General features: G+C 75.7%; 1 protein-coding gene. It reads right to left on the minus strand.

From position 1 onward, the window contains the following. Positions 1-21: 21 nt before the first annotated feature. A complete protein-coding gene (locus tag ACI2L3_RS15480; protein WP_404752870.1) occupies positions 22-14,853 on the minus strand; it encodes a type I polyketide synthase in 14,832 nt (4,943 codons plus the stop codon). Positions 14,854-14,864 lie beyond the last annotated feature (11 nt).

The raw sequence follows: 14,864 nt of genomic DNA on the forward strand, positions 1-14,864 counted from the left end.
AGCGGGTAGCGGGTTGCTATGTCAGGGCCTGCCGAGTTCGCTGTCGATGAAGTCGAAGAGCTCGTCGTCGGTGGAGCCCATGCGGTCCTCGACGGCGCCCTGTGCGGAGTCGGTGTCGGTGGCGGTGTCGGGGCGCAGGGTCTCCAGGAGGTTCTGGAGCCGGGCCGTGAGGGCGGTGCGCGCTCCGTCGTCGTGCACGGCGTCGCGCATCGCGGTCTCCAGCCGGTCGAGTTCGGCGAGGGCCGCGGGGGCGGGCCCGCCCGTGCCGCCGTCGGGGGCGATCTCCTCGGCGAGGTGACGGGCGACCGCGGTGGCCGTGGGGTGGTCGAAGAGAAGGGTCGCGGGCAGGTGCAGCCCGGTGGCGGCCCGCAGCCGGTTGCGCAGTTCCACCGCGGTCAGCGAGTCGAACCCGAGGTCGAGCAGCGGCAGTTCGGCGCCGACGGCCACCGGGTCGGGGAAGCCGAGGACCAGGGCTGCGTGGGTGCGGACCAGGTCGACGAGGACCCGCTCGCGCTGTGCCGGGGGCAGGCCGGTCAGGCGCTGCCTCAGCGCGTCGGCGGCGTCGGGTCCCGTCCCTTCGCCCGCCGCGGCGCGGCGCACGGGGGTGCGGACGAGCCCGCGCAGGAAGGCGGGTACGCCGCCCGCGGCGGCCTGCTCCGCGAGGGCGCCGGTGTCGAGGCGCAGCGGCAGGAGGGCGGGCGCGTCCAGGCCGGTGGCCGTGTCGAAGAGGGCGACGCCGTCGGCCGGTGTGAAGGCGACGATGCCGCCGCGGGCGATGCGGGCGAGGTCGGCCTCGCCGAGGTGCCCGGTCATGCCGCCGCCGGTGGCCCACAGGCCCCAGGCCAGCGAGGTACCGGGCAGGCCGCGGGCGCGCCGCCGGTGGGCGAGGGCGTCCAGGAAGGCGTTGGCGGCCGCGTAGTTGGCCTGGCCCATGCCGCCGAAGACGCCGGCGATGGAGGAGAAGACGACGAACGCGGTGAGGTCCTGGTCGGCGGTCAGTTCGTGCAGGTTGACGGCGGCGTCGACCTTCGGGCGCAGCACGCGGTGGAGCTGCTCGGGCGGCATGTCGGCGACCACGCCGTCGTCGATGACGCCCGCGGTGTGCACGACACCGCGCAGCGGTTGCTCCAGCCCGTCAAGGAGTTTCTCCAGCGCCTCCCGGTCGGCGGCGTCGCAGGCGACGATCTCGGCGTCGGCGCCCAACGTGGCGAGGTCGGCGAGGACTTCGTCGGCGCCGTCGGCGTCGGGCCCGCTGCGGCTGGCGAGCAGCAGGTGCCGTACGCCGTGCACGCCCGCGAGGTGGCGGGCGACCAGCGCGCCGATGGAGCCGGTACCGCCCGTGATCAGGACCGTGCCGTCGGGGTCCCAGGGGGCTTCACCCGCGGGCATGGAGGCGGGGACGCGGGCCAGCCGCGCCACGTGCAACTGCCCTGCACGCAAAGCCAGTTGAGGCTCACCCGTGGCGAGTGCCGCGGTCAGGGCCTCGCGGGAGGCCGCGTCGCCGTCGGTGTCGACGAGTACGAACCGGTCGGGGTTCTCGGTCTGCGCGGAGCGGACCAGTCCCCACACGGCGGCGTGCGCCGGGTCGGGCACGTCGTCGCCGGGATCGACGGGAACACCGCCCTCAGTGACGAGGACCAGCCGCGCCCCTTCGAAGCGGGCGTCGGCGAGCCAGGCCCGCACCAACTCCAGTACCTGGGAGGTGACTTCGTGTACGACGCGGGCCGTGTCGCCGCTGTCCGTGCCCGGCACGGCGGTCAGCACGAGGCCGGGCACCTCGGCGCCCGCGTCGATCGCCGCGCCCAGGGCCATGAGATCCGCGTGCACCGGCGCGAGGTCGGCGAAGTCGTCCCCGAGCCCGACCACGGACGCGGACGCATCCCCGGCAGCCGCCGCGACGGGCCACTCCAGGCGGAACATGTCCTCGTACGCCCCCGCGCGGGACTCCTGGATCCGCTCGGCCGTCACCGGCCTGAGCACCAGGGACCGGGCGGAGATGACAGGGGCACCCGTCGGATCGGCGACCGTCAGGGCGACGGCGTCACGCCCGGTCGGCGTCATGCGCAGCCGCAGGGACGCCGCCCCCGACGCGTGCAGCCGCACGCCGCTCCAGGAGAACGGCAGCCACCCCTGGTCGCTGCCTTCGAGCACGCCGAAGGCCAGCGAGTGGAGCACGCTGTCGAGGAGCGCCGGGTGCAGGCCGTAGCGGGCGGCGTCCTGCTGCTGCTCCTCGGGCAGGCGTGCCTCCGCGTAGATGTCGTCGCCCAGGCGCCAGGCAGCGCGCAGGCCCTGGAAGGCGGGCCCGTAGGCGAAGCCGCCGTCGGCGAGGCGTTCGTAGAGGCCCTCGACGTCGAGGGGGTCTGCTCCGGGGGGCGGCCATGCCGTCAGGTCGTCGGCCTCGGCCGGTGTGCCGGTGCCCAGGCGGCCGGTCGCATGCCGGGTCCAGGGTTCGTCGGGTGCGGCGTGCTCGGGGCGCGCGTGGAAGGCGAAGTCCCGCGCGCCGGTCGGGTCGGGGGCCTGGACGGCGAGCTGGAGGGTGACGGCGCCCTGCTCGGGCAGGGTCAGGGGCGCTTCCAGGGTGAGTTCGTCGACCTCCGCGCAGCCGGTCCGGTCGCCCGCGTGGACGGCGAGTTCGAGGAAGGCCGTGGCGGGGAACAGCGCGCCGCCGAGTACGGCGTGGTCGGCGAGCCACGGGTGGGCGGCCACGGACAGGCGGCCGGTGAACAGGAACCCGCCGGTGTCGGCGAGCGGGGAGGCCGCGCCGAGCAGCGGGTGGGCGGACGGCTGGAGGCCCGCCGCGGGCATGTCGCCCGCCGCAGGGGTCGGCGCGAGCCAGTACCGGGAGCGCTGGAAGGCGTACGTGGGCAGCGTGACGTGCCCGTCCGGCACGTCGGCGAAGAGCGGGGCCCAGTCGACGGCGACGCCGTGGACGTGCAGGCGGGCCAGGGCCGTGGTGACCGCGGCCGGCTCCGGTGTGTCCTTGCGCAGCAGCGGCACCGAGACGACCCCGTCGGCACCGGTCAGGCAGTCCTGGCCGAGCGCGGCCAGGGCGCCGTCGGGTCCGAGGTCGACCAGGGCGGTGGCGCCGGCGGCCTCCATGGTGCGTACGACGTCGTGGAAGCGGACGGTGGAGCGGACGTGGCGGACCCAGTGGTCGGGGTCGCGCAGTTCCTCGGTGGTGGCGAGGGCGCCGGTCAGGTCGGAGACGACCGGAATCTCCGGCCCGTGGTAGGTGACCTGCTCCGCGACGGCCCGGAAGTCGGCCAGCATGCCGTCCATGTGCGGGGAGTGGAAGGCGTGGCTGACGGTGAGCCGCCGGGTCTTGGCGCCCTTGGCGCGCCAGTGTGCGGCGATCTCCTCGACGGCCGCCGCGTCGCCGGACAGGACGGTCGCCGCGGGCCCGTTGACGGCCGCGACCGCGACCTCGCCCTCCCTGCCCGCCAGTTGGGGCAGCAGCTCCGCCTCGGGCACGGTGAGCGCGACCATCACGCCACCGCCGGGCATGGCCTGCATCAGGCGGCCGCGTGCGGCCACCAGGGCGGCGGCGTCGGTCAGCGAGAGCACTCCGGCGACGTGCGCGGCCGCCAGCTGTCCCACGGAGTGCCCGGTGACGAGATCGGGCCGTACCCCGTACGACTCGACGAGCCGGTGGAGGGCGACGCCGAGCGCGAACAGGGCGGGCTGGGTGTAGGCCGTGGTGTCGAGCAGCGCCGCGTCGTCGCTGCCCGGCGCGGCGTGGACGACGTCGCGCAGCGGCCGGTCCAGGAGCGGGTCGAGCTCGGCGCACACCGCGTCGAAGGCATCGGTGAACACCGGGTGGCGGGCGACGAGTTCGGCGCCCATGCCGAGGCGCTGGCTGCCCTGTCCCGGGAACAGGAAGGCGGTCTTGCCGCCCCGCCCGGCGACGCCCGTGATCACGTCGGGCGAGGCGGTGCCGTCGGCGAGCGCGGTCAGGGCGGCCGTCAGCGCGTCGCGGTCGGCGCCGATGAGGACGGCCCGGTGCTCGAAGGAGCTGCGGCCGGTGGCCAGGGCCTTCCCGACGGCGTCCGGATCGGGTGCGGGACCGGCGGCGGTGACGCGGTCGAGGAGCCGGCGTGCCTGAGCGCACAGGGCGTCCTCGCCGCGGGCGGACAGCAGCCAGGGCAGGCGGGACACGGCCGGTGGTGCCGCGGCGGGTGCCGGAGGGCCGGGGACGTGTTCCAGGATGGTGTGGGCGTTGGTGCCGCTGACGCCGAAGGACGACACGGCGGCGCGGCGCGGCCGGTCGGCGTCGGGCCAGTCGGTGTTCTCGGTGGGCACCCGTACGTGGCCCGCGGACCAGTCCACGTACGGCGTCGGCTCGTCGATGTGGAGGGTCGCCGGGAGCGTGCCGTGCCGCATGGCGAGGACCATCTTGATGATGCCTGCGATGCCCGCGGCGGCCTGGCTGTGACCGATGTTGGACTTCAACGAGCCGACGAGCAGCGGCCGTTCGGCGGGGCGCTGCTGCCCGTACGTCGCGAGCAGGGCCTGCGCCTCGATGGGGTCGCCGAGCTTCGTACCCGTGCCGTGCGCCTCGACGGCGTCGACGTCGCCGGGTGCCAGGCCCGCGCCGGCGAGGGCCTGGTGGATGACGCGCTGCTGGGACGGCCCGTTCGGGGCGGTGAGGCCGTTGCTGGCGCCGTCCTGGTTGACGGCGGAGCCGCGTACGAGCGCGAGCACCGGGTGGCCGTTGCGGCGGGCGTCCGAGAGGCGCTCCAGGAGCACGAGGCCCGCGCCCTCGGCCCACGCGGTGCCGTCGGCGGCGGCCGCGAACGGCTTGCACCGGCCGTCGGCCGCGAGGCCGCGCTGGCGGCTGAACTCGACGAACGCGCCCGGTGTCGCCATCACGGTGACACCGCCCGCGAGCGCCAGGGAGCACTCGCCGCCGCGCAGCGCCTGCGCCGCCATGTGGACGGCGACCAGGGAGGACGAGCAGGCCGTGTCGACGGTCACGGCCGGGCCCTCCAGGCCGAAGGTGTAGGCGATGCGGCCGGAGGCGACGCTGCCGGCGCTGCCGATGCCGAGGTAGCCCTCGAACTCCTCGGACGGCTCGGTGACGCGTGAGCCGTAGTCGCGGTAGCTGGAGCCGACGAAGACGCCGCCGTCGCTGCCCTTGACGGTCCGCGGGTCGATGCCCGCCCGCTCGAACGCCTCCCATGCCGTCTCCAGCAGGAGGCGTTGCTGCGGGTCGACGGCGAGGGCCTCGCGGGGCGACATGCCGAAGAAGGCGGGGTCGAAGTGGTCGGCGTCGTAGAGGAATCCGCCTTCTCGGGCGTAGGTGCGGCCGACCTTCTCCGGGTCGGGGTCGTAGAGGCCAGCGAGGTCCCAGCCGCGGTCGGTGGGGAACCCGGAGACGGCGTCGGTGTTGTCGGCCAGGAGCTGCCAGAACTCCTCGGGGCTGGTGACCCCACCGGGGAAGCGGCAGCTCATCGCGACGATCGCGATGGGGTCGTCGTCCAGGACGGCGCGGGCCGCCGGGGCGGGCGCGGCGGTGGGCTTCGGCGCGCCGGGCAGCTCCGCGCTCAGGTGCTCGACGAGGGCGGTGGTGGTCGGGTGGTCGAAGACGAGGGTGACGGGCAGGCGCAGGCCGGTGGCCTCGGCGAGGCGGTTGCGGAGTTCGACGGCGGTCAGCGAGTCGAAGCCGAGGTCCTTGAACGCCCGCTCCGGTTCGATCGCGGCGGGGTCGTCGTGGCCGAGGACGTCGGCGGCGCACGACCGCACCAGCTCGGCCAGCTTCTCGCCGCGTTCGGCCTCCGCCAGTCCGGCGAGGCGGGCGGCGGGGCCGTCCTCTCCCCCGCCGGGCGCGGCCGCGTTCTCGGCGAGGGCGCGGCGCACCTCGGGGAGGTCGCCGAGGAGGGCGCTGGGGCGCAGCGCGGTGTAGGCGCGGACGAAGCGGTCCCAGGCGAAGTCGGAGACGATGAGGCGGGTCTCGTCGTCGTCCAGGGACTCCCACAGGGCGTCGACGGCGAGCTCCGGGTCCATGGCGGGCAGGCCGTTGCGGACGAGGCGTTCGCTGGTGGCGCCGGCGGCCAGGCTGTCGCCGCCCCACAGGCCCCACGCCACGGAGGTGGCGGGCAGCCCGCGGTCGCGGCGGTCCTGGGCGAGGGCGTCGAGGAACGCGTTGGCCGCGGCGTAGCTGCCCTGCCCGGTGCCGCCGAGGGTCCCGGCCAGCGAGGAGAACAGCACGAAGGCCGTCAGGTCCGCGCCCCGGGTGAGCTCGTCGAGATGGAGTGCGGCGTCCGTCTTGGGGCGCAGTACGCCCGCGGCGCGCTCCGGGGTGAGGGTGTCGAGGACACCGTCGTCGAGCACGCCCGCGGCGTGGAACACGGCCCGCAGCGGCCGTGTCGCCGGTATCCCGTCGAGGAGCCGTGCGAGGTCGTCACGGTCGGCGACATCGCAGGCCGCGATGGTGAACTCCGCCCCTGCGGCGCGCAGTTCGTCGGCGAGCGCATCGGCACCGGGTGCGTCCGGGCCGCCCCGGCTGGTGAGCAGCAGGTGTGCGCCGCCGGTGCGTGCGAGCCGGCGAGCGATCCGGGCACCTAGTCCACCGGTGGCGCCGGTGACGAGGACGGTGCCGTCGGGGGTCCAGCCCGCACCGTCACCCTCGCGCCGAGGTTCCGCGTGGGTGAGGCGCCTGCCGAAGACCCCGGAGGCGCGGACGGCGAGCTGGTCCTCGCCGTCCGGCTGGGCGAGGACGGCGGCGAGCCTGGCGCGGGACCGCTCGTCGAGGCGTTCGGGCAGGTCGACGAGGCCGCCCCAGCGTTCGGGGTGCTCGACGGCGGCGACTCCGCCGAGGCCCCAGTGCAGGGCCTGGAGGGGTGCGGCGACGCGGTCGGAGCGGCCCACGGAGACCGCGCCCCGGGTCGCGCACCACAGGGGCGCCCGCACGTCGGCGTCGCCGAGCGTCTGGAGCAGCGCGGTGGTGAGGGCGAGGCCGGTGGGCAGGGCGGTCCCGTCGGCGCAGGGGGACTCGTCAAGGGCCAGCAGGGAGAGCACGCCGTCGGCCGGGGAGTCCGCGGCGAGGCCGCGCAGCCGGTCGGCGAGCGGTCGCCGGCCGCTTTCCCCGGCGTCCGCGGCGCCGAGTTCCACCAGGACGGGGTGGGCGCCGTGCTCGCGCAGGGCCTGGGCGCAGGCACCGACGGCGGGGGCCTCGGCACCGCCTTCGGGCACGGCGATCCACCACGTACCCGCGAGGTCGGAACTCCTGTCCTGCGCCAGGGCCTTGAAGGCGACGCGGTGGCGCCAGGAGTCCAGCGTGGTGCGGCCCCGGCGGCCGCGCAGCCAGTCGGAGAGGGCGGGCGTCACCGTGGTCATGGCGGCCCGTACGTCGTCGTCCTCGATGCGCAGGTGGGTGGCGAGGGCGTCCGGGTCCTGCCCGGTCACGGCGTCCCAGAAGCCCTGGCCGACGGGGTCGGTACCGCCGTCGGCCTCGCTCCGGACCCGGGGCTCCAGCCAGTAGTGGCGGCGTTGGAAGGCGTACGTGGGCAGCTCGCAGCGGCGGGCCCCGGTGCCGTCGAAGACCGCGTCCCAGTCCACCGGGTGGCCGTGGACGTGGAGTTCGGCGAGGGAGGTGAGCACGCGGGCGCGGCCGCCCTCGCCCCGGTGCAGGGTGCCCACGACGCCGCCGGTGCCGCCGGCCGTCTCCAGGGCTTCCTGGAGCCATACGGTGAGCGCCGGATGGGTGCTGGTCTCGACGAACAGGCGGTGCCCGTCGGCCAGGAGGGCGTCGACGGCCCGGTGGAAGGCGACGGGCTCGCGCAGGTTGCGGTACCAGTACGCGGCGTCGAGCACCGAGGTGTCGAGGACGGCGCCGGTGACCGTCGAGTAGAAGGGCACGCGGGACGGGCGCGGGGTGATCCCGGCGAGGAGGCTGCGCAGTTCGTCGTGGATCTCGTCGACCTGCGGGGAGTGCCCGGCGAAGTCGACACCGGGAATGGGCCAGCACAGCACGCCGTCGTCGGCGAGCGCGCCGTGCAGTTCCTCCAGGGCCGCGGGGTCGCCCGAGACGGTCACCGTCGTGGGGCCGTTGACGGCGGCGATGTCCAGCCGGCCCGTCCAGGGCGCGAGTCGGGCCTCGACGTTCTCCACGGGCAGCGGGATGTACAGCATGCCGCCCCGGCCGGTCAGCGCCACCAGCGCCTTGCTGCGCAGGGCGACGACGCGCGCGGCGTCCTCCAGCGACAGCGCCCCGGCGACGCAGGCGGCGGCGATCTCCCCCTGCGAGTGCCCGACCACGGCGGCGGGCTCCACCCCGTACGACCGCCACACCTCCGCCAACGACACCATCACCGCGAACAGGACGGGCTGCACCACGTCGACGCGGTCGAGCGACGGCGCGGCGGGAACCTCGCGCAGTACGTCGGTCAGCGACCAGTCCGTGTACGGACCGAGAGCCTCACCGCACTCGGTGATGCGCGCCGTGAACGCCGGTGAGGTGTCGAGGAGTTCGCGTGCCATCCCCGGCCACTGCGATCCCTGGCCGGGGAAGACGAACACCGGGCGGTGGTCCTGGGCGGCGGTGCCGCGCACAGCGTCGGGGCCGGTACGGCCGTCGATGAGGGTGCCGAGCGCGGCGAGCAGGGTGTCCCGGTCGTCGCCGACGACGGCGGCGCGGTGTTCGAAGGCGGTGCGGGTGCTGGCCAGGGCGTGGCCGATGTCGGCGGGGCGCAGTTCCGGCCGGGCGGTGACGTGGTCGCGCAGCCGTACGGCCTGCTCGTGGAGGGCTTCGGGGGTGCGCGCGGAGAGCACCCACGGCACGGCCACGTCCGGCGCCTCGGTCTCCGTGGGCCGCTCCTGCGCGGGCGGCTGTTCGACGATGACGTGGGCGTTGGTGCCGCTCAGGCCGAAGGAGGAGACCCCGGCGCGCCGCGGGTGGCCGTCGGCGGGCCAGGGCACGGCCTCGGTGAGCAGCGTGACGGCTCCGGCGGACCAGTCGACGTTCGGGGAGGGCGCGTCCACGTGCAGGGTCGCCGGGAGCACGTCGTGGCGCATCGCCAGGATCATCTTCATGATGCCGGCGACTCCGGCGGCGGCCTGGCTGTGTCCGATGTTGGACTTCAACGAGCCGAGGTACAGGGGGTTTTCGCGGTGCTGCCCGTACGTGGCGAGGATGGCCTCTGCCTCAATGGGGTCGCCGAGCGTGGTGCCGGTGCCGTGCGCCTCCACGGCGTCGACGTCGGCGGCGGTGAGTCCGGCGTCGGCGAGGGCCTCGTTGATCACGCGCTGCTGGGCGAGGCCGCTGGGGGCGGTCAGTCCGTTGCTGGCGCCGTCCTGGTTGACGGCGGAGCCGCGAAGGACGGCGAGCACGGGGTGGCCGAGGCGCCGGGCGTCGCTGAGGCGTTCCAGGAGCAGCAGGCCGACGCCCTCGGCCATGCCGAAGCCGTCGGCCGACGCCGCGAAGGACTTGCAGCGGCCGTCGGAGGCGAGCCCGCGCTGCCGGCTGAACCCGGTGAACGTGAGCGGCGAGCCGATGACGGTGGCGCCGCCCGCGAGGGCGAGGGAGCAGTCGCCCTTGCGCAGGGCCTGCGCGGCGAGGTGGACGGCGACGAGGGAGGACGAGCAGGCCGTGTCCACGGTCACGGCCGGGCCCTCAAGGCCGAGGGTGTACGCGACGCGGCCGGACAGGACGCTGGTGGAGATGCCCGCGACGAAGAGGCCTTCGAGTTCTTCGGGGACGTCGTCCATGCTGCCGCCGTACCCCTGGTAGGCGGCGCCCGCGAAGACGCCGGTGCGGCTGCCGCGCAGGGTGCGCGGGTCGATGCCGGCCCGTTCCAGGGACTCCCAGGAGGTTTCGAGGAGGAGCCGCTGCTGGGGGTCCATGGCGAGGGCCTCGCGCGGGGAGATCCCGAAGAAGCCGGCGTCGAAGCGGCCCGCGTCGTACACGAAGCCGCCCGCGGCCGCGTAGCTGGTGCCGGGCCGGTCGGGGTCGGCGTCGTAGAGCGCGTCCAGGTTCCAGCCGCGGTCGGCGGGGAGTTCGGCGACCGCGTCGCGGCCTTCGGCGACGAGCCGCCACAGGTCGTCGGGGCCGGTGACGCCGCCCGGGTAACGGCAGCTCATGGAGACGACGACGATCGGGTCGTCGTCCGCGGCGGCACGGACCACCGGCGCGGCAGGCGCGGGCGCCCGGCCGCCCAGGAGTTCGGTGCGCAGGTGGCGGGCGAGGGCGCCGGGCGAGGAGTAGTCGAAGACGACGGTGACGGGCAGGCGCAGACCGGTCGCGGCGGTGAGCCGGTTACGCATCTCGACGGCGGTCAGCGAGTCGAAGCCGAGGTCGCGGAAGGCGCGGTCGGGCGCGATGGAGTCGTCGCTGTCGTGGCCGAGCACGGCCGCGGCCTCGGTGCGCACGAGGTCGGTGAGGGCACGTTCGCGCTCGGGTTCGGTCAGGTCGCGCAGCCGGTCGCGGAGGCTTCCGGTGGCCGGGGCCGCGTCGTCGTGGGCGGGTGCGGCGGCCGGTTCCAGGGCGGCGCGGGCCTCGGGGACGCCTTCGATGAGGGGGCTCGGCCTGCTGGTGGTGAAGACCGTGGCGAACCGGTCCCAGTCGATGCCGGCGACCAGGGTGAGGGTCTCGTCGTGGTCGAGGACCTGCTTGAGGGCGGTGAAGCAGGTGGCGGGTGGCATGAACAGCACGCCCTGGGCGCGCAGTTGGTCCTCGGCGAGGTTCGCGGCCATGCCGCCGCCGTCCTCGGGGCTCCAGATGCCCCACACGACGGAGGTGGCGGTCAGGCCCCGGGCCCTGCGGTTCTCTGCGAGCGCGTCGAGGTGGGCGTTGGCGGCGGCGTACGCGCCGTGGATCGCGCTGCCCCACACGCCGGAGATGGAGGAGAACAGCACGAAGGCGTCGAGCGTGTCCCGGTCGAACAGCGCGTCCAGGTTGGCGGCGCCCAGCGCCTTGGCGTGCAGGGTGTCGGCGAACTCGGCGAGGTCCGTCTCGTCGAGTGCCACGAGGGAGCCCCCGGCGGCGGCGTGCAGCACGGAGCGGATCTCGCGGCCGTCCGCCGCCAGGTCGGCGAGGAGCGCGGCGAGGGCGTCCCGGTCGGTGATGTCGCAGGCGGCGACCGTGGCGGGGGTGCCGAGGTCGGCTATCTCCTGCACGAGTTCGTCGGCGCCCGGCGCCTCGGGGCCGCGGCGGCTGACGAGGACGAGGTGTTCGGCGCCCTCCCGGGCGAGCCTGCGGGCGATGTACGCGCCGAGGCCGCCGGTGCCGCCGGTGATCAGCGTGGTGCCGCGCGGCGTCCAGGTGCGGCGCGGCGCGGTGTCGCCGAGCGGGGCGCGGACGAGGCGGCGGCCGTGCAGGCCCGCGCCGCGCACGGCGAGCTGGTCCTCGGCGCCGGGTGCGGCGAGCACCGCGCACAGCCGGGCCTCGGCCCGCGCGTCGAGTTCCTGCGGCAGGTCGACGAGGCCGCCCCAACGGCGCGGGTGTTCCAGGGCGGCACACCGGCCGAGGCCCCAGCTCACGTACTGGGCGGGGCTGACGGCCGGGTCGGCGGGTCCGACGGCGACGGCGCCGCGCGTGGCCCACCAGAGCGGCGCATCGATGCCGGTGTCGCCGAGTGCCTGCACCAGGGCGAGGTTGAGGGCGGCGCCGACGGGCACGGACGGCCGCTGCGAGTGCGGTCGTTCGTCGGTGGCGAGGAGGGAGAGGACGCCGGTGGGTTCCGTGGCCGCCAGTGCGTCGGCGAGGCGGGCGGCGAGCGGGCCGCGTACGGCATCGGGCTCGTCGAGGACGACGGTGACCGCGGTGGCCCCGGCGTCCTCCAGGGCGCGTACGCAGGCGAGTGCCCACGGGTCCCCGGCGAGCGGGGCGGGCGACAGGACGAGCCAGGTGCCGGACAGGCGGGCGGCGGCGGGCTCGGGCAGGGGCTGCCAGGTGGGCCGGTAGCGCCAGGACTCGACGGTGGCGAGCTCGGCGCGCCGCTCCCGCCAGGTGGCGAGGGCGGGCAGGACGGCGCTGAGCGGTTCGTCGGGCCCGACGCCGAGGGTGGCGGTCAGCTCGGGCAGGTCGCCGGTGCGGACGGCCTCCCAGAAGCGGTCCTCCACGGGATCGACGGTGGCGTCCGCCGCGGTCGGCGTGGGCGGCGACTCCAGCCAGTAGGGGCGCCGCCGGAAGGCGTACGTGGGCAGGTCGGCCACCGCGTCGTGGCCGGCGAACACCCTGGACCAGTCCGGGGTCAGGCCGCGGGTGTGGGCCTCGCCCAGAGCGAGCAGGAAGCGGTCCGGGCCGCCCTCGTCGCGGCGGAGCGTGCCCAGCACGGCGGCGGGCCGCTCCAGACCCGCGGACTCGGCGGTCTGCTCCACGCCCAGGGTGAGCACCGGGTGGGCGCTGATCTCGACGAAGAAGCCGTGGCCCTGGTCGAGGAGGCCGCGGACGGTTTCCTCGAAGCGGACGGTCTGCCGCAGATTGCGGTACCAGTACGCGGAGTCGAGGACGGTCGTGTCGGGCACCCGGGCGGCATCGACCGTCGAGTGGAAGGGCACCTCGGCGGCCCGCGGCGCGATGCCGGCCAGCACGGTGTGCAGCCGCTCCTCGATCTCCTCGACGTGCGCGGAGTGCGAGGCGTAGTCGACGGGGATGACGCGGGCCTGCACGTCCTGCGCGTTGAGGGCGGCGACGACGCCTTCGATCGCCTCCGGGTCGCCCGAGAGCACGGTGGCCGAGGGTCCGTTGACGGCGGCGACGGACAGCCGCTCCGCCCACGGTGCCAGATGCGGGCCGAGGTCACCGGCGGGCAGCGGCACGGACGCCATGCCACCGCGTCCCGCGATGTCGCCGAGCGCCCGGCTGCGCAGCGCGACGACCTTGGCCGCGTCGTCCAGGGACAGCGCCCCGGCGACGCAGGCGGCGGCGATCTCCCCCTGGGAGTGCCCGACCACGGCGTCCGGCTCGATCCCGTACGAACGCCACAGCTCCGCCAGGGACACCATCACCGCGAACAGCGCGGGCTGCACCACGTCGACGCGCTCCAGGGACGGCGCGCCGTCCGAGCCGCGCAGCACCGCCTCAAGGGACCAGTCCACGTATGGCGAGAGGGCCCGTTCGCACGCCGCGATCCGGGCCGCGAACACCGGCTCCGCGTCAAGGAGTCCGACCGCCATGCCCGCCCACTGCGAGCCCTGCCCGGGGAAGACGAACACGGTCTTGCCGGCGGGCCCGGTGGCCCCGCGCACCAGGCGCGGGGAGGTGGTGCCCGCGGCGAGCGCGGTCAGCCCTTCGACGAACTCGTCCCGGTCGTCCGCGACGACGGCGGCACGGTGTTCGAAGGCGGTGCGGGTGGTCGCGAGGGCCCGGCCGACGGCGCCGTCCGTGGCCGCGGTGGCCTCCAGGTGTGCGAGCAGGCGCGCGGCCTGGGCGGGCAGGGCGTCCGCGTCGCGCGCGGAGAGCACCCAGGGCAGAGGCCGGCCTGGTGCGGAGTCCGGTACGCCGTCCTGCGGGTCCTCCTGCGCGGTGTCCTGCGCGGTGTCCTCTTCGAGGACGAGGTGGGCGTTGGTGCCGCTCACGCCGAAGGCGGACACCGCGGCCCTGCGCGGCCGCCCCTGCGCCTCCCAGGGGCGGGACTCGGTCAGGACGCGGACGCCGCCCCGCGACCAGTCGACGAACGGGGTCGGCTCGTCGACGTGCAGGGTGCGGGGCAGCCGCCCGTGGCGCAGCGCCATGACCATCTTGATGACGCCGCCGACACCGGCCGCGCCCGAGGTGTGGCCGATGTTCGACTTCAACGAGCCGATCCACAGCGGCCGTTCGGCGTCGCGCCGCTGCCCGTACGCGGCCAGCAGGGCCTGCGCCTCGATGGGGTCGCCGAGGCGGGTGCCGGTGCCGTGCGCCTCGACGGCGTCGACGTCGCCGGGCGCGAGCCGGGCATCGGCGAGGGCGTCGGCGATGACGCGTTCCTGGGCGGGGCCGTTGGGCGCGGTCAGGCCGTTGCTGGCGCCGTCCTGGTTGACGGCGGAGCCACGGACGACGGCGAGCACCCGGTGGCCGTTGCGGCGGGCGTCCTCGAGACGCTCCAGGACGACGACGCCGGCGCCCTCGGACCAGCCGGTGCCGTCGGCGCAGGCCGCGAACGCCTTGCAGCGCCCGTCCGCGGACAGGGCCCGCTGGCGGCTGAAGGCGACGAACGCGTCCGGTGTCGCCATCACCGCGACGCCGCCCGCGAGGGCGAGGGAGCACTCGCCTGCGCGCAGCGAACGGACCGCGAGGTGCAGGGCGACCAGGGACGACGAGCAGGCCGTGTCGACGCTGATCGCGGGCCCTTCGAGGCCGAGGGTGTAGGCGACGCGGCCCGAGACGACGCTCGCCGCCGTGCCGGTGTCGAGGAGGCCCTGCAGTTCGGGGATGTCGCGCGAGGCGCTGCCGTAGTCGTTGCGCATCGCGCCGATGAACACGCCGGTGCGGGTGGAGCGCAGCGCGGCCGGGTCGATGGCGGCACGCTCGACGGCCTCCCAGGCGGTCTCCAGGACGAGGCGCTGCTGCGGGTCCATGGCGAGGGCCTCGCGGGGCGAGATCCCGAAGAAGCCCGGGTCGAAGTCGGCGGCGTCGTGCAGGAACCCGCCGTGCCGGGTGGCCGAGGTGCCGGGGTGGTCGGGGTCCGGGTGGTAGAGCGCCTCGGTGTCCCAGCCGCGTCCCGTGGGCCATTCGGTGATGGCGTCGGTGCCGCTGTCGACGAGGTCCCACAGCCGCTCGGGGGTGTCGGCGCCGCCGGGGTAGCGGCAGCTCATGGCGACGATCGCGACGGGTTCGTGGCGGGCGTCCTCCGCCTCGCGCAGCCGCCGCCTGGCGTCCCCCAGGTCCGCGGTGGCACGCCTGAGGTATTCGAGGAGCTTGTCGTTGTCCGGCATGGGTGTCTCGC

The sequence above is a fragment of the Streptomyces sp. NPDC029674 genome (genome assembly GCF_044903205.1).
In the GTDB taxonomy this organism is placed as follows: Bacteria; Actinomycetota; Actinomycetes; order Streptomycetales; family Streptomycetaceae; genus Streptomyces.